The following is a 21,123-nucleotide window of genomic DNA, read 5'->3' on the forward strand; positions in this document are numbered from 1 at the left end:
CCTACTCTTTCAGCGTAACGCGGAAAATGGGAACGTTCCCGAAACCGGGCGAGGATCACAATAAAGCGTCTTTTGACGCTCAGGAGAGGGCGGCGGGAATGACGATCTGGCGCGGTTCGCTGCGGCCGTTGATCTGCTCAATCAGCTGCATAGCGGCCTGACGGCCGGAGTCGGCGTAGCCGGGATCGACGGTAACGATCTCCGGATGGAGGAACTTCATCAGCGGCGTGTTGCCAACGCTCGCCAGCTGCAGGCTGTCGATGCGCTGTTCTTGTAAGTACTTACTAGCGCCCAGGGCCAGAGTATCCGTGGCGCAGACCAGCGCGGTAGTCTGCGGGGTCAGCACGTCAGCCACTTTCTCATAGCCCTGTTTCATCCCCAGACCGGGTAACGCGGCGACCGCAGGCAGGGCGTGCTGTTTGCAGAATTCCAGGTAGGCATTATGGCGGCGCTGGCCGGTGGTGACGTCGCTGTGCGGCACGCCAAGATAGCTAATATGCCGGTGACCACCGTCGTACAGGCGCTGCATCAGAACGTGAATTGCCCCTTCATCGTCATAGCACACCGAGGCGAAGCCGCGGGCATCCCGGGCCAGCATGACCAGCGACGATTGCCACGGGGTGAGCATCTGCTCGCTGAGGCCGGTAAAGCCAAACAGCACCACGCCGTCGATGTTGCGTCGCTTCAGCATCCCGAGGTGCTCCTCGACCATCTGCGGCGAAAACTGGCTCTCCATCATGATCGGATCGTAACCCTGTTCATAGAAGACGGGGAGCATGGTCTGTACCGCCAGGTTTTCCGACAGCGAATCCAGACGGGTGACGATGATCGCCACCACTTTGTCGCTCTGCCCGCGCATGGCGCGCGCCGAGCGGGACGGAGAGAAGCCGTGCTGATTCATCACCGCCTCGACGCGTTCGCGGGTGCGCTCGCTGACACCACTTTCGTTGTTCAGCACCCGTGAGACGGTGGATTTACCCACGCCGCTCAGACGCGCAATGTCTTTAATGGTGAGGCGATTCTGCATGCTTTCATTCCTGTAACGCATTGATGAAATAATCAATAAGCCTAAATCGGGTGTCCGGTTCCGCAATGGGCAAAGTCTGGTTTACGTTTGGTTTAATGCCCGGCCGGTATCATACCGCCCGAATTGTCACGAACGGTATGGCTAAAACACTATACTGCGCGCCGACTTACCTTTTTTTACTTACCGGAGGCTGTATGGATCCCGATCCCACCCCTCTCCCGCGAGGGAGAATCCTTTCTTTCCGGTAAGCCTGTACTCACTGCCTTACCGGATGCGTAAGGCAGTAACGTTATTCAATGTTCCTGCATAACTGATACCGCCGCTCAGGCGCGGCTTTGGCACGCCTGAAGGCAAGACTGTGCCCGTTTTCACGGGTGCGGGGGACGTGTTATGTTCAAAAATTTCACACAACAGCTGCTGGCCCGGCTGAGCCGCCACCTGCCGCGCCGTCTGGTGCAGCGCGACCCGATGGCAACGGGCAAAACCGATACCGTCATGCCCGGCGCGCTTGCCGCCCACTGTCTGCGGGTGGCCGCAATGGAAGAGCCCGCGCTGTGGCGGACCTTTGCCAGCCATCCGGAAGGGCTGACGGCCGCTGAGGTCGAAACCGCTCGTGCCACGCACGGCGAAAATCAGATCCCGGCGCAAAAACCGGCCCGCTGGTGGGTGCATCTGTGGGCCTGCTACCGCAACCCCTTCAACCTGTTGCTGACGGTGCTGGGCGTCATCTCCTATGCCACCGAAGACCTGTTTGCCGCCGGGGTGATCGCCCTGATGGTGGGCATCTCTACGCTGCTGAACTTTATCCAGGAGGCCCGCTCCACCCGGGCGGCGGATGCCCTGAAGGCGATGGTCAGCAACACCGCCACCGTCCTGCGCACCCTCAACGACAAAGGGGAAAGCGGCTGGCAGGAGGTACCTATTGACCAGCTGGTGCCGGGGGATCTGGTGAAGCTGGCGGCCGGGGACATGATCCCGGCGGATTTACGCATTCTCCAGGCCCGGGACCTGTTTGTGGCCCAGGCCTCGCTGACCGGCGAATCCCTGCCGGTGGAGAAGGTCGCCCACAGCCGCGATCCGCAGCAGAGCAACCCGCTGGAGTGCGACACCCTGTGCTTTATGGGCACCACGGTGGTTAGCGGCACGGCGCAGGCAATGGTGATCGCCACCGGAGGAAACACCTGGTTTGGACAGCTGGCCGGGCGCGTCAGCGAACAGGAGAGCGAGCCCAACGCCTTCCAGCAGGGGATTGGCCGCGTCAGCATGCTGCTGATCCGCTTTATGCTGGCGATGACCCCCATCGTGCTGCTGATTAACGGCTACACCAAAGGCGACTGGTGGGAAGCGGCGCTGTTTGCGCTCTCGGTGGCGGTGGGGCTCACTCCGGAGATGCTGCCGATGATTGTCACCTCGACCCTGGCGCGCGGGGCGGTAAAACTCTCGAAGCAAAAGGTGATCGTCAAGCACCTCGACGCCATTCAGAACTTTGGCGCGATGGATATCCTCTGCACCGACAAAACCGGCACCCTGACTCAGGACAAGATCGTGCTGGAGCATCACACCGACGTGTCGGGCAAGGTCTGCGAGCGGGTGCTGAATACCGCCTGGCTGAACAGCCACTACCAGACCGGGCTGAAGAACCTGCTCGACGTCGCGGTGCTGGAAGGGGTGGATGAAGCCACAGCCCGCACCCTCTCGACTCGCTGGCAGAAAGTGGATGAGATCCCCTTTGATTTCGAGCGCCGCCGCATGTCGGTGGTGGTCAGTGAAGAGCAGGGCGTGCATCAGCTGATCTGCAAAGGGGTGCTGCAGGAGATCCTGAATGTATCTACCCAGGTGCGGCACAACGGCGAGATTGTCCCGCTGGACGACAGCATGCTGCGGCGCATCCGCCGCGTCACCGATAACCTCAACCGCCAGGGGCTGCGTGTGGTGGCGGTGGCCAGCAAGTTTCTGCCGGCACGCGAGGGGGATTACCAGCGCGTCGACGAATCGGATCTGATCCTCGAAGGCTACATCGCCTTCCTCGATCCGCCGAAAGAGACCACCGCTCCGGCGCTCAGGGCGCTGAAAAACAGCGGCATCACGGTGAAAATCCTTACCGGCGACAGCGAGCTGGTGGCGGCGAAAGTGTGCCGCGAAGTGGGGCTGGATGCGGGCGAGGTGGTGACGGGCAGCGAGATCGAAACGCTTTCTGACGACGCGTTGGCTCTGCTTGCAAAGCGCACCACGCTGTTCGCGCGCCTGACCCCGATGCACAAAGAGCGCATTGTTACCCTGCTGAAGCGCGAGGGGCACGTGGTGGGCTTTATGGGGGATGGCATCAACGATGCGCCCGCGCTGCGTGCGGCGGATATCGGGATTTCGGTTGACGGTGCGGTGGATATTGCCCGGGAAGCGGCGGATATCATTCTGCTGGAGAAGAGCCTGATGGTACTGGAGGAGGGGGTGATCGAAGGTCGCCGCACCTTCGCCAACATGCTCAAGTACATCAAAATGACCGCCAGCTCCAACTTCGGCAACGTCTTCAGCGTGCTGGTGGCGAGCGCGTTCCTGCCATTCCTGCCGATGCTGCCGTTGCATCTGCTGATCCAGAACCTGATGTACGACGTATCCCAGGTGGCGATCCCCTTTGATAACGTCGACGAGGATCAGATCCGCAAGCCGCAGCGCTGGGATCCGTCAGAACTCGGTCGGTTCATGCTCTTTTTCGGCCCGATCAGCTCGATCTTCGACATTCTGACCTTCTGCCTGATGTGGTTTGTATTCCACGCCAACACGCCGGATCAGCAGACCCTGTTCCAGTCCGGCTGGTTCGTGGTTGGGCTGCTGTCGCAAACCCTGATTGTGCATATGATCCGCACCCGCCGCATTCCGTTCCTCCAGAGCCGCGCCGCCTGGCCGCTGATCCTGATGACGGGGCTGGTGATGGTGCTTGGCATCGCGCTGCCGTTCTCGCCGCTGGCAGGGTATCTGCAGTTGCAGGCGCTGCCGCTCGGCTACTTCCCGTGGCTGGTGGCGATCCTCGCCGGGTACATGGTGCTGACGCAGCTGGTGAAAGGGTTCTATGCGCGCCGGTACGGTTGGCAGTAGGTTTGTGCCCGGTGGCGCTGCGCTTACCGGGCCTACGATCCTAACGTAGGCCGGGTAAGGCGAAGCCGCCACCCGGCAAATCGCTTGACGCTAATTTGCGCACATGTTAACAGAATGTTTTGCCTTTTTTCGGCCCGTCAAATAAGGAACATTCATGTTACAGTACAGCCTCCTGACCGCTGGGCTTATGCTCGGCTTTTCTGCGTTTGCCGCCCCGGCAGGCGATCTCCCTCTGATGCCCTGGCCTGCAAAGGTCGAACGTCCTGCCACCCAGGGCGCGCTGGTCATCAACAATAACTTCTCCGTTAGCGTCTCGGGGGACGATCTCGGTGACGCGGTGACACGCCTGCGTCAGCGGGTGGCGCTGCAAACCGGCTGGACCCTCCAGCCCCAGGCCGACAAACCCGAAAAACCGACGGTAGACATCGCCATCGCCCGGAAGGTGGCCCCCCAGCCCAAACCGGACAGCGATGAAAGCTACACACTCACCGTGGACGCCAGCGGGGTGACTATCACCGCCAACACCCGCTTCGGCGCGCTGCGGGCGATGGAGACCCTATTGCAGCTGATCCAGAACGGTGCGGAAAATACCTCCCTGCCGTGGGTCAGCATTGAGGATGCCCCGCGCTTCCCGTGGCGCGGCCTGCTGCTCGATTCGGCCCGCCACTTTATTCCGCTGGATGACATCAAGCGCCAGATCGACGGCATGGCGGCGGCGAAGCTCAACGTGCTGCACTGGCATTTAACCGACGATCAGGGCTGGCGTTTTGCCTCAAAGCGCTACCCGAAACTGACCGAACTCGCCAACGACGGCCTGTTCTATACCCAGGATCAGATGCGTGACGTGGTGCGCTACGCCGCCGCGCGTGGCGTTCGCGTGGTGCCTGAAATTGACATGCCCGGCCACGCCTCGGCCATCGCGGTGGCCTATCCGGAGCTGATGAGCGCCCCGGGGCCCTATGAGATGGAGCGTCACTGGGGCGTGCTCAAGCCGGTGATGGATCCCACCAAAGAGGCCACTTACGTCTTTGCCGGGGCGATGATCGCCGAACTGGCGGCGATCTTCCCGGATCCTTATCTGCATATCGGCGGCGACGAGGTGGACGACAGCCAGTGGAAAGCGAACCCCGCCATCCAGCAGTTTATGCGCGACAACAAGCTGGCCGACAGCCACGCCCTGCAGGCGTACTTCAACCGCAAGCTGGAGACGATCCTCGAGAAAAACCAGCGCCAGATGGTGGGCTGGGATGAGATCTTCCACCCGGATCTGCCGAAAAGCATTCTGATCCAGTCCTGGCAGGGGCAGGACGCGCTGGGCGAGGTGGCGAAGCAGGGCTACAAAGGAATTCTCTCCACCGGGTTTTATCTCGATCAGCCCCAGTACACCGCCTATCACTACCGCAATGAGATCGTGCCCCAGGGGCTCAACAACGTGGACGTCATCACCGATCGCGACAGCGCCCAGAGCTGGTCCTTTACCCTGCCGCGCCTGAAGGGCAAGCCGGTGGAGGGGAGCTTCACGCTGGTGAAAGGCGACGCGGGCTGGCGCGGGTTTATCGATTTCAGCGGCAAATCGCGGCGGGCGGTACAGGACATTGACTGGCGCAGCGACAACCAGGTGAGCTTCACCGTCGATACCTGGATGGGGGAAACCCGCCCGGTAGTAACGGTGAAGGACGACAAGATTGAGGGCTATTTCCTGCTGGGAAACAGCCGCTATCCGGTGACGGGTCAGCGGCTGGATGCGGTGCCGGAAGGGATCGCCCCGGCGGTGCCTGACGCCAGCCAGCAGGCGAATCTGCTGGGCGGCGAGGCGGCGCTGTGGGCGGAAAATGTGTCTGCCCCGGTGCTGGATATCAAGCTGTGGCCGCGGGCGTTTGTGGTGGCGGAGCGGCTGTGGTCGGCGCAGGACGTAACGGATGTCGATAACATGTACACCCGCCTGCAGGCAATGGACAGCTGGTCGACGGTATCGGTGGGCTTACAACAACATGCCCGTCAGCAGGTGCAGTTCACCCGTCTGGGGAACACCACCGACACGATGGCGCTGAACATCCTCGCCCAGGCGCTGGAGCCTGCCCAGTATTACACCCGCAATCATCTCAAGTTCCAGGCCGGAAACTACGATCTGTTTGAGCCGCTGAACCGCCTGGCCGACGCGCTGCCTCCGGAGAGCAACCAGGTGCGGCAGATGGACCGCTGGGCCGAGCGGCTGGTGAGCGATGCCGAAGACAGCGAAAGCGCGGAGTCCCTGCGTCATCTCTTTACCCGCTGGCAGACCAACACCCCGGACGCGCTGGCGCTGGCCGAAAACAGCTATCAGCTGAAAGCGCTGAAGCCGGTGATTCAGACGGTGGATAAGCTGGCGACGATTGGGCTGCGCTTAACGGATCTGGTGGCGCGCCAGGGAACGCTGGATGATAACGAGATTGCGTCGATTCAGGGCGAGCTGGATAAGGCGGCGCAGATTCAGGATGAAGTGGTGATTGCGGCGGTCTACCCGCTGGAGAAACTGCTGCGCGCGACGCGCAATCAGTAAAAAATGCCCGGTGGCGCTACGCTTACCGGGCCTACAAAATCCGTACGGTTCCGTTTGTCGGACAAACAAACCGCACCAACCCATAGGCCGGGTAAGGCGAAGCCGCCACCCGGCAAACAGAACAACTTATTTCTGCAGGGTCCACGCCATGGTCCAGTGGGAACCGACACCCGGTTCGAACTGGTTAGCGCCCGCTGCGTACTGGATGCAGTAGCCGCTGTATGGCGCAGTCTTACACTTGTAAGTTTTGCCATTTTTCGGCTGCAGTACCACGGTACCGGCTTTGTAGGAGGCGATATTCTGCGGGAAGATGAACTCGTAGTTGCCCGCAGTACCGTTATCGGTGTTTGACGCTTCGCCTTCCAGCATCATGTCAATCACGTCCTGCGCGAACATGACGCCATCTTTGTTGGACGCGTAATATTTCAGCATGTGGTGGCCCGGCGTGACGTCAGACAGGTTCATGGTCACGTCCTGGTTGGCGTTGTTCATGTCCTGCTTCACATAACCTTTTTCTGCACCGGCGTGGTTCATCACGCGTGCTTCCAGATTGACGTTACCCTGGGTATTCACGTGGAAGGTCACGGTTGCCGCACCGTTTTTGATTTTGCTGAACTTCACGTTAGTGACGGCGATAGCTTCGCTCACCTGAGACTGCTGTTCCTCATAAGAGACAGCAACAGATTTCAGGGTGCTGCCGTCTTTCACGTAGACGTTGTTCGCGCCGTGAACCGGGTTCACCTCGCCGCTTTCGTCTTTCATGCCGACGCGGACATCGCTGTGCGCGGCGTTGATCGCCTGCGCCAGATCGAATGCCCACTGGCTTGCCTGGCCCTGAGACGCCGAGGAGACGGTCAGTTCGGTACGCATGGAGACCACTTCGCCATTTGCATCGAAGAAGCGGGCGATCACTTTGTCGCCTGCGTTAACGTTGTTACCCGAAATCTGGCCGTTCAGGGTGTTCGTCCATTCGGAAACCACTGCCGGGGTTTCGTCTGGGGTGACGTTGCCGCCATTACCGAAATCAACGTCGATCGCCTGGTAGAAGCTATTAGTGGTATCCGCAATTTCCCATACCGCGTAAATAACCTGGTAGCCAGTACGCTGCGGAACATTACAGGTCATTTGCTGACGCTGAGCCGGAGCCTGGCCATGACCATTTACGGTACAGAAGGGGGTGGACTCAAATTGATCGCGGGTCAGCGGTTTATTTGGATTCCAGTCTTGTTTCGTAATATACCAGCGCCAGTTAACGGTTTTATGTGGTGCGGTGTGATACCAGGTAAAGGTATTTTTACCCGCAGTAATCGGTGTTTTAGTCCACGCATTCAGGCTCTGGCGATCGAGCTGGGAATATTGGGAAATACCGGCGCTGGCAAGCTGTCCATCCGGCGGCAGCGCGCCAGTCGGGAAGCCAGAAGTACGTTCAACGCTCTGGGGTTCATATTGAACAGTACCGCAATCGATATTTTTACCGAGCTTACACATATAAGCGCGGCTGGCCGGAGATTCTACATAACCATGTGCAAAAGCCGATGAGGCAACCGTGAGTGTGGCAAGTGCCAACGCAATTTTAGACAGTTTCATTTTTTATTCCATTAAAAGGGATTAATGCATTTGGGCGGGTTTAGTGTTGCCCGGAATAAAAAATTAGTCATTTTAAGCTGCGATGAAAAAGAATAATGAAAAGGCTTGAAGGTTATTTCTCTCTGTGTATTCAGAAAATAAAAAAGGCAGCGCAGGCTGCCTTTTGCATATCAAAATCAGGTATTAGCGACGCACGGCAATCGCTTCAATTTCGATTTTTACGTCTTTTGGCAGACGTGCCACTTCCACGCAGGAGCGTGCCGGGAAGCCCGCGTTGTGCTCGGTGAAGAAAGCTTCGTAGGTGGCGTTAACGGTGGCGAAGTCGTTGAGATCTTTCACGAAGACCGTGGTTTTAACGATGTCGCCCACTTTCAGGCCAGCGGATTCAACGATCGCTTTGACGTTTTCCAGCGACTGGCGCGCCTGCGCAGAGACGTCTTCCGGCACCTCACCGGTTTTTGGGTTCACCGGGATCTGGCCGGAGGTGATGATCATGCTGCCAAGATCAACGCCCTGAACGTATGGGCCGATAGCTGCAGGTGCATTTTCCGTCGCGAGTACTTTGGTCATGATTTCTCCTGAATAACAGCGTTATGAATATGCCTGCCATTATAGAGAGGCAGGCATGCATTACCACTGCGATTAGTTGGCCAGCACCACATTATGGGAAAACTCTTTTTCGCAGTATTTGCATTTGAGCGCGATGTCATTGGCGCGTTTTTTCACTGCAAAACTGGAGTTGACCGGCTCAGCATGGCTGATGCAGTTGCTGTTCGGGCACACCAGCACGCCATCAATGCGTTCCGGCAGGCTCGGACGGGATTTGCCCACCACTTCGTAGTCGTCGATGCGGTTGACGGTCGCGTCCGGCGCGTACAGGGACAGCTGGTTAACCTGCTCGTCGGTCAGGAAGGTGTTCTCAATTTTGATCAGATCCTTGCGGCCCATCTCGCCGGATGGCAGGTTCAGGCCGATGGTGATGCGCTGGTCGGTTTCGGTCAGTTTGAACAGGGTCAGCAGCTTAAAGCCCACCTGCGCAGGGATGTGGTCAATTACGGTGCCACGTTTGATGGCTTCGACCTGGAGTTTGTTATCGTGTGTCATGGTCATTTCCCCTTACAGAGCTAAGTCGCGATTCAGAACCAGTGCCAGTAACGCCTGGCGAGCGAAGATGCCGTTCCCGGCCTGCTGGAAGTACCAGGCGTGCGGCGTCTTATCCACATCGGTGGTGATCTCATCGATACGCGGCAGCGGGTGCAGCACTTTCATGTTGCTGCGTGCGCCTTCGAGGTCGCTGGCGCGCAGGACAAACTGCGCCTTCACATTGGCGTACTCAGACGGGTCAAGACGCTCCTTCTGCACGCGGGTCATATAGAGAATATCCACCTCGGCCATCATCTCTTCGATGCTGGCGTGCAGGCTCCACTGAATACCTTTTTCATCGAGCATATCGAGGATGTACTGCGGCATCGCCAGCGCGTCCGGAGCGACGAAGTAGAAGCGGTTGCCGTTGAACTTCGCCAGCGCCTGGGTCAGGGAGTGGACGGTGCGGCCATATTTCAGGTCGCCCACCATGGCGATGTTCAGGTTTTCCAGACGGCCCTGAGTCTCCTGAATGGTGAACAGATCCAGCAGGGTCTGGGTCGGGTGCTGGTTGGCCCCGTCACCGGCGTTCAGTACCGGAACACCGCCGGAGAATTCGGTCGCCAGACGCGCGGCGCCCTCCTGCGGGTGACGCATCACGATGGCGTCAACGTAGGTGCCGATCACCGAGATAGTGTCCGCCAGGGTCTCGCCTTTTTTGCCCAACGAGGTGTTGCTGCTGTCGGAGAAGCCCACCACGCTGGCGCCCAGACGGTGGATGGAGGTCTCGAACGACAGACGGGTGCGGGTGGAGGCTTCGAAGAAGCAGCTGGCGATCACCTTGTGCTTCAGCAGCTCCGGTTGTGGATTGGCCTTCAGTTTTGCCGCGGTTGCCAGAACCAGCTCCAGCTCTTCACGGCTGAGGTCGTTGATGGAAATGATGTGTTTTTGATAAAGCGGATTCATTTTTATCTCCTGACGCCGGGCAAAAAAAAGCCCCTCAAATGAGGGGCTTCTGGAATAGGGATTGCAATGGGAAGAAAAACGGCAGGCCAGCGTCTGTTTTAAGACGCGCAACGGCACTCTGTCGAACATGTTTGAGCATGCTTCCTCCTGGCAAATTGTGGGGCATTATACGCAGCCTGAATCGCGGATCAAGCGAATAATGCACACTTTAAGCAACGTAAAGGTTTCCGCGTGCATGGTTATGCGCAAGAGCAAATCCCCACCAAAAAGTGGTGGTATGGCAGCTGAATTTCTCGTATAAAAGTTGAAAATGAAACGATGTTTTATATTGAGGATTTCACTATGATCGTTGGCAACATTCACAACCTCCAGTCCTGGCTGCCGCAGGCGCTGCGTCAGGCGATCGAACACGTTAAAGCAAACGTGACTGACGCGACCCCAACCGGCAAACATGATATCGACGGCAACAACCTGTTTTATCTGGTTTCCGAAGACATGACCCAGCCGTTTGCCGAGCGCCGTGCGGAGTATCACGCCCGTTATCTGGACATCCAGATCCTGCTCAAAGGCCAGGAAGGGATGACCTTCAGCACCCTGCCAAACGGCACGCCGGACACCGACTGGCTGGCGGATAAAGACATCGCCTTCCTGCCGGAAGGCGAGCAGGAGAAAACCGTAGTGCTGAACGAAGGCGACTTCGTGGTCTTCTACCCGGGCGAAGTGCACAAACCGCTGTGCGCGGTGGGCAACCCGGCCCAGGTGCGCAAGGTGGTGGTGAAGATGTTAGTGGGATAATTTCCCCTCGCCCTGACCCTCTCCCCAGGGAGAGGGAACACGCCTCCCATTCTGTGATCCAGCTTAAAAAACACGCACTCCCTCCTTTTTCCGCATTGTCCTTCGCTTTCCCCACGTTCTAGTATGATCGTTAAATAAACGAACGCTGTTCTATAATGTAGAACAAAATGATTCAGCAAGGAGATCGCATGCAGCAGACTCTACAGTTCTCGGGGATTATTCCCCCCGTCTCCACTATCTTCACCGCCGATGGCGCACTGGATAAAGCCGGTACCGCCGCGCTGATCGACAGCATGATCGACGCAGGCGTCAATGGCCTGTTCTTTCTCGGCAGCGGCGGGGAGTTTTCCCAGCTCAACACCCAGGAGCGTAAAGCGATCGCCGAATTTGCCATCGCCCATGTGAATCGCCGCGTGCCGGTGCTGATCGGCACCGGGGGCACCAACGCCCGGGAAACCATCGAGCTGAGCCAGCACGCGCAGCAGGCGGGGGCAGACGGCATCGTGGTGATTAACCCCTACTACTGGAAAGTGTCGGAAGCGAACCTGATCCGCTACTTCGGGCAGGTGGCCGACAGCGTCACCCTGCCGGTGATCCTCTATAACTTCCCGGCCCTGACCGGACAGGATCTGACCCCGCAGCTGGTCAAAACCCTGGTGGACTCCCGCCGCAATATCGTGGGGATCAAAGACACCATCGACTCTGTGGCCCACCTGCGCAGCATGATCCTCACCGTTAAGGCGGCGCACCCGCACTTTGTGGTGCTCTGCGGCTATGACGATCATCTGTTCAATACCCTGCTGCTGGGCGGCGATGGGGCGATCTCGGCCAGCGGCAACTTCGCCCCGCAGATCTCGGTGAAACTGCTGCAGGCCTTCCGCGACGGCGACCTGGCGCAGGCCGCGCACTATCATCAGACCATGCTGCAAATCCCGCAGATGTATCAGCTGGATGCCCCGTTCGTGAACGTGATTAAAGAGGCGATTGCCCTCTGCGTGCGTCCGGTGTCCACCCACGTGCTGCCGCCTGCCGGGCCGCTGGATGAATCGCGCAAGGCGCAGCTGAAAGCGCTGCTGCAACAGCTCAAGCTCTGCTGAACCGGAAGGTGACGATGTCGATAGAGACGATTTTTACCCCGCAGGATGACGCCTTCTACTCGGTGATCACCCACGCGGCCGGGCCGCAGGGGGCGCTGCCCCTGACCCCGCAGATGCTGATGGAATCCCCGAGCGGCAATCTGTTTGGCATGACCCAGAACGCCGGAATGGGCTGGGATGCCAATAAACTCACCGGCAAAGAGGTGCTGATTATCGGCACCCAGGGCGGGATCCGCGCGGGCGATGGCCGCCCGGTGGCGCTGGGTTACCACACCGGACACTGGGAGATTGGCCTGCAGATGCAGGCCGCGGCAAAAGAGATCACCCGCAACGGTGGGATCCCCTTTGCCGCCTTTGTCAGCGACCCCTGCGACGGGCGCTCCCAGGGCACGCACGGGATGTTTGACTCCCTGCCGTACCGCAACGATGCGGCGATCGTCTTTCGGCGGCTGATCCGCTCCCTGCCCACGCGCCGGGCGGTGATTGGCGTCGCCACCTGCGACAAAGGCCTCCCCGCCACCATGATTGCGCTGGCGTCTATGCACAACCTGCCGACCATTCTGGTGCCGGGCGGCGCCACGCTGCCACCCACCTTCGGCGAGGACGCCGGCAAGGTGCAGACCATCGGGGCGCGTTACGCTAACCATGAGCTCTCCCTGCAGGAGGCCGCCGAGCTGGGCTGCCGCGCCTGCGCCTCACCGGGGGGCGGCTGCCAGTTCCTCGGCACCGCAGGCACCTCACAGGTGGTGGCCGAAGCCTTAGGCCTGGCGCTGCCGCACTCGGCGCTGGCCCCGTCCGGACAGGACGTGTGGCTGGAGATCTCCCGCCAGTCGGCGCGGGCGGTGGTCGAGCTGGATAACCGCGGCATCACCACCCGCGATATTCTCACCGACAAGGCCATTGAGAACGCGATGGTGATCCACGCCGCGTTCGGCGGCTCCACCAACCTGCTGCTGCACATCCCGGCCATTGCCCACGCGGCGGGCTGCACTATTCCTGACGTCGACCACTGGACCCGCGTCAACCGTAAGGTGCCGCGGCTGGTGAGCGTATTACCGAACGGGCCGGATTATCACCCGACGGTGCGGGCGTTCCTCGCGGGCGGCGTGCCGGAGGTGATGCTCCATCTGCGCGATCTTGGCCTGCTGCATCTGGATGCCATGACCGTCACCGGCCAGACCGTGGGGGAAAACCTCGACTGGTGGCAGGCCTCGGAACGCCGGGAGCGCTTCCGCCAGTGCCTGCGCGAGCAGGACGGGGTGGATCCTGACGATGTGATCCTGCCCCCGGAACGCGCCAACGCCCGCGGGCTCACCTCTACGGTGGCGTTCCCGGTGGGCAACATCGCCCCGGAGGGATCGGTGATCAAGGCTACGGCGATCGACCCGTCGGTGGTGGGTGAGGACGGCGTTTATCGCCACACCGGTCGGGCGCGGGTGTTTGTCTCGGAAGCCCGGGCAATCAAGGCGATCAAAAGCGGCGAGATCGAGCAGGGCGACATCATGGTGGTGATCGGCGGAGGGCCGTCCGGCACCGGCATGGAAGAGACCTATCAGCTGACCTCGGCGCTCAAGCATGTCTCCTGGGGAAAAACCGTATCGCTGATCACCGATGCCCGCTTCTCGGGCGTCTCGACCGGAGCCTGTTTTGGTCATGTGGCGCCTGAAGCGCTGGCGGGTGGGCCGATTGGTAAACTGCGCGATAACGACATCATCGAAATTGTGGTGGATCGCCTCTCCCTGACCGGCAGCGTCAACTTTATCGGCACGCCGCTGGCACCGCTCACCCCGGAAGAGGGGGCAACAGAGCTGGCGCGTCGTCAGCCGCATCCGGAACTGCACGCCCATGATTTTTTACCCGACGATACGCGCCTGTGGGCGGCCTTACAGTCGGTGAGCGGCGGGACCTGGAAAGGCTGAATTTACGACACGGATAAAATTATCGAGGTCATTAACGCCGGTAAAAAAGCGCTCGGTTTATAAGCCCTTCAGCCAGATACCGGGAGCAGATTAACCTCAGGCCGGGTAGCCCAGGGCGCGTGAGAGCTGGCGCCCGGCCTCCTGCAACTGCTCGCGAAAACGCGCCAGCTCATCGTCGTCGACGCGGGAGGTCAGGGTCGACAGGCTCAGGGCGGCGATAACCCGGGATTCATGGTTACGCACCGGGACCGACACGCAGCGCACCCCCTGCTCATTCTCTTCGCTGTCGAGGGCATAACCCTGCTCGCGGGTTTGTGCCAGCGCGGCCAGCAGCGCCTCGCGTGAGGCCAGGGTCGCGGGGGTAAAAGTGGTGTACTGATAACCGTCGAGCAGCGTGTTCAGCTCGGCGTCGCTCAGCCAGGCGATCAGCACTTTGCCGATGGCGGTGGCATGCACCGGCAGGCGACGGCCAATACGCGAGTAGGCGATGGCCGCCAGCTTGCCTTCAATCTTCTCGATATAGACCCCTTCACGTCCGTCCAGAATGCCCAGATGGGTGGTCTGCCCGGTGCGCTCCGACAGCGCCGTCAGCCAGTGCTTCGCTTTCTGGCGAATATCCATGGTGCTCACCACGAAGTGGCCGCGTTCCACCAGCTTCATGCCCGGGCGATATTTGCCGTTCTCCGGATTCTGATCGATATAGCCGTGCAGCTGCAGGGTTTTAAGCAGCGAGTGGAGGGTGCTCTTGCTCAGGCCCATCTGTTTACTGATGTCGGTGATTTTGAGTTCCGTCGCCTGTTCGTTAAACAGATCGAGGATCTGTAAGGCACGTTCAACAGATTGAATAATAGGCATAAGTTCGGCACATCCGCGCTGGAATTAAGGCGAAAACGTACCCTGTTTACGCTGAAAAATCAATCGACAAGGGAGGCGGGGGCTTTGACGATCCTGGTACCGTCACAGGCAATCATGGCGGAAAAATTTGACATAAGTCATTCCTGATACTTATGGATTCAAGTTAAAAAGATAGGCTGTGCCTATTACTCACATTTTCATTGTTCTTTTACACTCATTAACCGTAAGGCTTTCTGCATTTTTTATGGCTCGTTTAAAAGGTATTTTGATGACTGCTTCTAAAACTTGGGTTTCTTTAGGCACCATTGCCAGTCCGGCCACAGGGACGTTATTTTCAAAAATTCTGACTCAACATAATCATAAATATATTCTGTGGTATAACGGCGAGCAGCTTTTTAAACCCGGCGATCGGATAAAAGTCATTTATAATCGTTTATTTATTAACGACGAGCCCTGCGATATTAATATTCTGCAGATCGACAAATACAGCCACACCCTGTGGCGCGTAATGAATAAGATGTCCAGCTGCCCCGGCCATCGCGACCCGGAGAGCAAGACGTGCGATGCCCCGGTAAAATGTATTTTTAAAGAGTGCCCGTTCGGCAAGATGAGGGTGAGGGCAAATTAATAAGCCGGTAAGCTATTCTGTCGACAAGTAAATAATATAAATATCAGGAGGGCGGCAACCCTCCCGTCATTTTAAAAGCAGGCGTTATTCACCCAGAGTGGCGACCATCACCGCTTTAATGGTGTGCATCCGGTTCTCTGCCTGGTCAAATACCACGCTCGCCGCCGACTCAAACACCTCGTCCGTCACTTCCATTCCGCCGTGCAGATCGAACTCCTTCGCCATCTGCTTGCCCAGCGTGGTCTGGTCGTCGTGGAACGCCGGCAGACAGTGCAGGAACTTCACGTCCGGGTTCCCCGTCAGGGCCATCATCTGGCTGTTCACCTGATAGCCACGCAGCAGCGCAATCCGCTCGGCCCACTTCTCTTTGGCTTCGCCCATCGACACCCACACGTCGGTGTAGATGAAATCGGCGTCCTTCACGCCCGCCGCCACGTCTTCGGTGAGGGTGATTTTGCCGCCGTTCTTCTCTGCCAGCGCGCTGCACTCCGCCACCAGGCTCTCTTCCGGCCAGCAGGCTTTTGGGGCCACCAGACGCAGATCCAGCCCGGTGAGCGCCGCCGCTTCCAGCATCGAGTTACCCATGTTGTTACGCGCGTCGCCGGTGTAGACCAGCACCATCTCGTTAAAGGCTTTGCCCGGGAGATGCTCCTGCATGGTGAGTAAATCAGCCAGCAGCTGGGTTGGATGGAACTCGTTGGTCAGCCCATTCCACACCGGCACACCGGCAAATTCCGCCAGGGTTTCGACCACTTCCTGGCCATGGCCGCGATACTGAATGCCGTCGTACATCCGGCCCAGCACGCGGGCGGTATCTTTAATTGATTCTTTATGCCCAATCTGGCTGCCGCTCGGCCCGAGATACGTGACGCGTGCGCCCTGGTCAAATGCGGCAACTTCGAAAGAGCATCTGGTACGGGTAGAGTCTTTTTCGAAGATGAGCGCGATGTTTTTACCAGTAAGTTTCTGTACTTCAGTTCCTTTTTTCTTATCGGCTTTCAGCTGTGCCGAGAGGGCAAGCAGAGAGGTGAGCTGTGCGGGAGTAAAATCGAGCAATTTCAGGAAATGTTTTTTATACAGTTCAGACATTTTATCCTCACATGGCAAAGGCCACTTATTGAATTAAAATTCACTTTATCTGTATCAATATTCACTTGCAACCCCGATTCACAAATCTTTCTTACAAAGGTGGAGGCAAACACATCCGTGTGTGAAAATAGAAGTATCTGCCGCACTTTAAAGAGGAACGAGCCATGGCAAACCCAGAACTGCTGGAAGAACAGCGCGAAGAGACGCGACTGATTATTGAAGAACTGCTGGAAGACGGCAGCGATCCGGATGCGCTGTACACCATCGAGCACCATTTCTCTGCGGATGATTTCGAAGCGCTGGAAAAGCTGGCGGTTGAAGCCTTCCGTCTGGGTTACGAAGTGACGGAGCCAGAAGAGCTGGAAGTGGAAGAGGGCGACACCGTCATCTGCTGCGACATCCTGAGCGAAGGCGCGCTGAAGGCCGAGCTGATCGACGCCCAGGTTGAACAGCTGATGGACCTGGCCGAACGTTTTGAAGTGGAATACGACGGCTGGGGCACCTACTTCGAAGATCCGAACGGCGAAGAGGGTGACGACGAAGACGACGAAGATTTTGATGAAGACGACGACGGCGTGCGTCACTAAGTATGATTTGCGGCAGCTTCGGCTGCCGCTTTGCAAGGTTCAATGATGGATTACCCGCAGATACTCGCCCCTGTTCTCAACTTCCTCCAGTGCCCGACCCCGCAAGCGTGGATTGATAAAGCCCGCGACCCGGCTAACCTGCCGCTGCTGCTCACCGACCATATGGTGTGCGAACTCAAAGCCGCCCAGACCGCGCTGTTATTAGTGCGCAAATACGTTGCCGACGAGAGCGGTGCCGACGCGCTGCTCGAGTGGCTAAAGCCCTACGAAGCCTTTACCTTCCGCGAAGGCCCGGAACCGGATTTCGTCGCCCTGCATAAGCAGATTGGCAAAAGCGTGATGCCGAAGACCGACGACCCCTGGGGCCAGGCGCTCATCGACAGCATGGTGCTGCTGATTAAAGAGGAGCTGCACCATTTCTGGCAGGTGCGCGAGGCGATGCTGACCCGCAACATCCCCTACGTCAAAATCACCGCCAGCCGCTACGCCAAAGGGATGCTGAAAACCGTGCGCACCCACGAGCCGCTGACGCTGATCGACAAGCTGATCTGCGGGGCCTATATCGAAGCGCGCTCCTGCGAACGCTTCGCCGCCCTGGCCCCGTTCCTCGACGAGGATTTGCAGAAGTTTTACCTGTCGCTGCTGCGCTCTGAGGCGCGGCATTATCAGGACTATCTGACGCTTGCCCAACAGGTGAGCGACGAGGATATCTCTCCCCGCATACAGCTTTTTGGTGAAATTGAAGCCACACTGATCTCATCACCGGACAACGAGTTTCGCTTCCATAGCGGCGTGCCGGTGTAAACCGGCATAGCTAAAGGATCAAGGATGCGTAACGATGAGAAGAGCGTGGACTCGTATAGCAGTGGTAGCGGTTATCTCCGCAGCAGTAGCCTTCTGGGTTTATTACGACAAGCAGCGTCAGCAAAACACCCCCGAACATCGACTTGATACCGTCCTTAACGCCATGCCCTCCTGGCAGGTGCTGAGAGAGCAGGACCCCCGATTTGTGGCACGCATCCGCGAGCAGATCCTCACCATGCAGAAAGCGGGGGAGTCTGAGCAGGAGATCATCGACGTGGTCCAGCCGCAGATCCTCGAGCTACAGATGTCGCGCCTGCAATATGCCCCCGACGCGAATGCGGTGGCCTGGATGACGATCAACATGGAGCAGACCGCCGCCATTCAGAAGGTGAGTGACGATGCCTGTTTCCGCTTCTTATTCCCGGCCGTGAAGGGCGGCATCAACCCGATGCGTGTGCTGGATAAAAATATGATGCAGCGCCGCCTGCAGGCCGACGCCGAGATGATGCGCGCGGGCTGGGGGAAAAACCGCCATACCGTTAGTCCGGAGGAACATGCCGCCGCCGTGGAGGATGTGCGGCCGATTATGCAGTCCCTCGCCAGCCAGTACGGGGTGGCGATCCAGCTGCTGGTGATGCCGGAGAACGCGGTAGGCAAAGAGAAGCTCACCTGCGAGTTGGTGCAGGCGATGTGGGCGAAGGTGCTTGCGCTGCCGGAGCAGAAGGCGGCGAGGGTGATTCGGCTGGCGGTGATGGAACTGGATTGAGGGGGGCGCTGGTTTTTTGGGCACTTAGCGCGGTTTAGCGCGTCGCCGCTTGCATGGCGGCGCGCGACAGGTATAATCCACAACGTTTCCGCATCCCCTTCAGTGCCGAAGTGGCGAAATCGGTAGACGCAGTTGATTCAAAATCAACCGTAGAAATACGTGCCGGTTCGAGTCCGGCCTTCGGCACCAAAATTATATAAATAGACGTCAATAGACGTCTTTTTTTATGTCCAAAATCCGCGCCACACAAGGCTTTTCCCGCTTTTTCCCTCAACTGAAGTCAACCTAACTCAACCCACATCAATAAGCTTGTGAGTATACTAATGAGTATATTTGTCGATTCGATATTGCTTGTATACTCACGATATACCAATGGAAGGAGGACCATTATGGCCCTAACGGATACTAAAGTTCGTTCTGCTAAACCTGAGGAGAAAGAGTATTCACTTGTTGACGGCGACGGCATGTCCTTACTTGTAAAGCCTAACGGCTCAAAGGTGATGCTGCCAACTTACTGATTTAGTGTATGATGGTGTTTTTGAGGTGCTCCAGTGGCTTCTGTTTCTATCAGCTGTCCCTCCTGTTCAGCTACTGACGGGGTGGTGCGTAACGGCAAAAGCACCGCCGGACATCAGCGCTATCTCTGCTCTCACTGCCGTAAAACATGGCAACTGCAGTTCACTTACACCGCTTCTCAACCCGGTACGCACCAGAAAATCATTGATATGGCCATGAATGGCGTTGGATGCCGGGCAACCGCCCGCATTATGGGCGTTGGCCTCAACACGATTTTCCGCCATTTAAAAAACTCAGGCCGCAGTCGGTAACCTCGCGCATACAGCCGGGCAGTGACGTCATCGTCTGCGCGGAAATGGACGAACAGTGGGGATACGTCGGGGCTAAATCGCGCCAGCGCTGGCTGTTTTACGCGTATGACAGGCTCCGGAAGACGGTTGTTGCGCACGTATTCGGTGAACGCACTATGGCGACGCTGGGGCGTCTTATGAGCCTGCTGTCACCCTTTGACGTGGTGATATGGATGACGGATGGCTGGCCGCTGTATGAATCCCGCCTGAAGGGAAAGCTGCACGTAATCAGCAAGCGATATACGCAGCGAATTGAGCGGCATAACCTGAATCTGAGGCAGCACCTGGCACGGCTGGGACGGAAGTCGCTGTCGTTCTCAAAATCGGTGGAGCTGCATGACAAAGTCATCGGGCATTATCTGAACATAAAACACTATCAATAAGTTGGAGTCATTACCCGTCTCCAGAAAGAGCTGAAGCGGGTTACCGACGAACGGGACATATTAAAAAAAGCCGCGGCGTACTTCGCAAAGCTGTCCGACTGAGGTACGCCTTTATCCGTGACAACACCTGTTGCTGGCCTGTTCGCCTGCTCTGTCGGGTGCTGGATGTTCATCCCAGTGGTTTTTACGCCTGGCTTCAGCAGCCGCATTCACAACGCCATCAGGCAGACCTGAGACTGACAGGACAGATTAAACAGTTCTGGCTGGAATCGGGATGCGTCTATGGTTATCGCAAAATCCATCTGGATCTGCGGGACAGCGGGCAACAGTGCGGAGTGAACAGAGTCTGGCGACTGATGAAACGTGTCGGGATAAAGGCTCAGGTCGGATACCGGAGCCCGCGGGCACGTAAAGGCGAGGCCAGTATCGTGTCGCCCAACAGGCTCCAGCGACAGTTCAATCCGGATGCTCCGGATAAGCGTTGGGTAACGGACATAACCTACATCAGGACCCACGAAGGCTGGCTGTATCTTGCCGTGGTTGTTGATCTGTTCTCACGCAAAATTATCGGCTGGTCCATGCAATCCCGGATGACAAAGGACATTGTCCTGAACGCACTGCTGATGGCTGTATGGCGCCGTAATCCCCAAAAACAGGTGCTGGTTCATTCGGATCAGGGCAGTCAGTACACAAGCCATGAGTGGCAGTCGTTCCTGAAATCACACGGCCTGGAGGGCAGCATGAGCCGTCGCGGTAACTGCCATGATAATGCGGTTGCAGAAAGCTTTTTCCAGTTGTTGAAACGCGAACGGATAAAGAAAAAGATCTACGGAACGCGGGAAGAAGCCCGCAGCGATATTTTTGATTACATCGAAATGTTTTATAACAGTAAGCGTCGGCATGGTTCCAGCGATCAGATGTCACCGACAGAATATGAAAACCAGTATTATCAACGGCTAGGAAGTGTCTAGATTATCCGTGGCGATTCAGTATCGCTAAAGCGAAGGAGTTTTATTGTTCCATAAACGGATTATAATTA

Annotated in this window: 18 protein-coding genes, 1 tRNA gene and 3 pseudogenes; 14 read left to right on the forward strand and 8 right to left on the reverse strand. The window is 57.9% G+C overall.

Features of this window, described 5'->3' with window-relative positions; translation table 11 throughout:
* Positions 1-79: 79 nt before the first annotated feature.
* Positions 80-1,027, reverse strand: coding sequence for a trehalose operon repressor TreR (gene treR, locus GNG27_RS02585; RefSeq protein WP_156262781.1), 948 nt, complete (start codon positions 1,025-1,027; stop codon positions 80-82).
* A gap of 194 nt (positions 1,028-1,221) precedes the next feature.
* Here treR and mgtL point away from each other — a divergent pair, with 194 nt between their 5' ends.
* The 3 genes from mgtL to GNG27_RS02600 all read left to right on the forward strand — a co-directional run bounded on the left by mgtL (position 1,222) and on the right by GNG27_RS02600 (position 6,659).
* Positions 1,222-1,275, forward strand: a complete 54-nt coding sequence (gene mgtL / locus GNG27_RS23840; RefSeq protein WP_370462890.1) for a mgtA regulatory leader peptide MgtL — start codon at positions 1,222-1,224, stop codon at positions 1,273-1,275.
* 142 nt (positions 1,276-1,417) lie between these two features.
* Positions 1,418-4,120: a magnesium-translocating P-type ATPase gene (gene mgtA / locus GNG27_RS02595; protein ID WP_156262783.1), complete on the forward strand. Its 2,703-nt coding sequence runs from the start codon at positions 1,418-1,420 to the stop codon at positions 4,118-4,120.
* A 154-nt stretch (positions 4,121-4,274) separates the two neighbouring features.
* Positions 4,275-6,659 carry a beta-N-acetylhexosaminidase gene (locus GNG27_RS02600; protein ID WP_156262784.1) on the forward strand — a complete coding sequence of 795 codons (2,385 nt, stop codon included), beginning with the start codon at positions 4,275-4,277 and terminating at the stop codon, positions 6,657-6,659.
* 126 nt (positions 6,660-6,785) lie between these two features.
* On the opposite strand, the gene gbpA is transcribed toward GNG27_RS02600, so the two are convergent.
* The 5 genes from gbpA to GNG27_RS02625 form a co-directional block, all read right to left on the reverse strand.
* Positions 6,786-8,246 carry an N-acetylglucosamine-binding protein GbpA gene (gene gbpA / locus GNG27_RS02605; protein WP_156262785.1) on the reverse strand — a complete coding sequence of 487 codons (1,461 nt, stop codon included), beginning with the start codon at positions 8,244-8,246 and terminating at the stop codon, positions 6,786-6,788.
* A 183-nt stretch (positions 8,247-8,429) separates the two neighbouring features.
* A complete protein-coding gene (ridA, locus tag GNG27_RS02610; protein ID WP_142488020.1) occupies positions 8,430-8,816 on the reverse strand; it encodes a 2-iminobutanoate/2-iminopropanoate deaminase in 387 nt (128 codons plus the stop codon).
* A 72-nt stretch (positions 8,817-8,888) separates the two neighbouring features.
* On the reverse strand, positions 8,889-9,350 hold the full coding sequence (gene pyrI / locus GNG27_RS02615) for an aspartate carbamoyltransferase regulatory subunit (protein ID WP_156262786.1): 462 nt from the start codon (positions 9,348-9,350) through the stop codon (positions 8,889-8,891).
* A 12-nt stretch (positions 9,351-9,362) separates the two neighbouring features.
* Positions 9,363-10,295, reverse strand: a complete 933-nt coding sequence (gene pyrB, locus GNG27_RS02620; RefSeq protein WP_142488022.1) for an aspartate carbamoyltransferase — start codon at positions 10,293-10,295, stop codon at positions 9,363-9,365.
* Positions 10,296-10,329: 34 nt separating this feature from the next.
* On the reverse strand, positions 10,330-10,434 hold the full coding sequence (locus tag GNG27_RS02625) for a pyrBI operon leader peptide (RefSeq protein ID WP_156262787.1): 105 nt from the start codon (positions 10,432-10,434) through the stop codon (positions 10,330-10,332).
* A 203-nt stretch (positions 10,435-10,637) separates the two neighbouring features.
* Between GNG27_RS02625 and GNG27_RS02630 the strand changes: the two genes are divergently transcribed.
* The 3 genes and pseudogenes from GNG27_RS02630 (at position 10,638) to GNG27_RS02640 (ending at position 14,169) form a co-directional block, all read left to right on the forward strand.
* Entirely contained in the window at positions 10,638-11,090 is a 453-nt protein-coding gene (locus GNG27_RS02630) for a YhcH/YjgK/YiaL family protein (protein ID WP_142488024.1), read from the forward strand.
* A 188-nt stretch (positions 11,091-11,278) separates the two neighbouring features.
* The gene (locus tag GNG27_RS02635; protein ID WP_156262788.1) at positions 11,279-12,187 is read left to right on the forward strand and encodes a dihydrodipicolinate synthase family protein; all 909 of its coding nucleotides are present in this window, start codon (positions 11,279-11,281) and stop codon (positions 12,185-12,187) included.
* Positions 12,188-12,201: 14 nt separating this feature from the next.
* A pseudogene (locus GNG27_RS02640) lies at positions 12,202-14,169 on the forward strand (YjhG/YagF family D-xylonate dehydratase).
* 33 nt (positions 14,170-14,202) lie between these two features.
* On the opposite strand, the gene GNG27_RS02645 reads toward GNG27_RS02640, so the two are convergent.
* Positions 14,203-14,961 carry an IclR family transcriptional regulator gene (locus GNG27_RS02645; protein WP_156262789.1) on the reverse strand — a complete coding sequence of 253 codons (759 nt, stop codon included), beginning with the start codon at positions 14,959-14,961 and terminating at the stop codon, positions 14,203-14,205.
* Between the two features lie 244 nt (positions 14,962-15,205).
* Here GNG27_RS02645 and GNG27_RS02650 point away from each other — a divergent pair, with 244 nt between their 5' ends.
* Positions 15,206-15,589: a hypothetical protein gene (locus GNG27_RS02650; RefSeq protein ID WP_156262790.1), complete on the forward strand. Its 384-nt coding sequence runs from the start codon at positions 15,206-15,208 to the stop codon at positions 15,587-15,589.
* An 84-nt stretch (positions 15,590-15,673) separates the two neighbouring features.
* On the opposite strand, the gene argF is transcribed toward GNG27_RS02650, so the two are convergent.
* Positions 15,674-16,678 (reverse strand): ornithine carbamoyltransferase, encoded by a 1,005-nt coding sequence (argF, locus tag GNG27_RS02655; RefSeq protein ID WP_156262791.1) that lies wholly within the window; start codon positions 16,676-16,678, stop codon positions 15,674-15,676.
* A gap of 164 nt (positions 16,679-16,842) precedes the next feature.
* Here argF and rraB point away from each other — a divergent pair, with 164 nt between their 5' ends.
* The 7 genes and pseudogenes from rraB to GNG27_RS02690 form a co-directional block, all read left to right on the forward strand.
* A complete protein-coding gene (gene rraB, locus GNG27_RS02660) occupies positions 16,843-17,265 on the forward strand; it encodes a ribonuclease E inhibitor RraB (protein WP_142488030.1) in 423 nt (140 codons plus the stop codon).
* Positions 17,266-17,310: 45 nt separating this feature from the next.
* The gene (gene miaE / locus GNG27_RS02665; protein WP_156262792.1) at positions 17,311-18,069 is read left to right on the forward strand and encodes a tRNA isopentenyl-2-thiomethyl-A-37 hydroxylase MiaE; all 759 of its coding nucleotides are present in this window, start codon (positions 17,311-17,313) and stop codon (positions 18,067-18,069) included.
* Positions 18,070-18,103: 34 nt separating this feature from the next.
* The gene (locus tag GNG27_RS02670) at positions 18,104-18,835 is read left to right on the forward strand and encodes a topoisomerase II (protein ID WP_156262793.1); all 732 of its coding nucleotides are present in this window, start codon (positions 18,104-18,106) and stop codon (positions 18,833-18,835) included.
* Positions 18,836-18,939: 104 nt separating this feature from the next.
* A tRNA-Leu gene (locus GNG27_RS02675) sits at positions 18,940-19,024 on the forward strand.
* A 200-nt stretch (positions 19,025-19,224) separates the two neighbouring features.
* Positions 19,225-19,332, forward strand: a pseudogene (locus GNG27_RS23845) (integrase); the annotation flags it as partial.
* 54 nt (positions 19,333-19,386) lie between these two features.
* Positions 19,387-20,084, forward strand: a protein-coding gene (locus GNG27_RS02685; protein WP_095033700.1) for an IS1-like element IS1B family transposase whose coding sequence is annotated in 2 segments (ribosomal slippage) — positions 19,387-19,636 and positions 19,636-20,084 — 699 coding nt in all. Because the reading frame shifts where the segments join, the coding sequence is not laid out codon by codon here.
* A 9-nt stretch (positions 20,085-20,093) separates the two neighbouring features.
* Positions 20,094-21,055 (forward strand): annotated as a pseudogene (locus tag GNG27_RS02690) (IS3 family transposase); the annotation flags it as partial.
* Positions 21,056-21,123: the final 68 nt, after the last annotated feature.

The organism is Leclercia sp. 119287 (genome assembly GCF_009734485.1).
GTDB classification, from domain to species: Bacteria; Pseudomonadota; Gammaproteobacteria; order Enterobacterales; family Enterobacteriaceae; genus Enterobacter; species Enterobacter adecarboxylatus_C.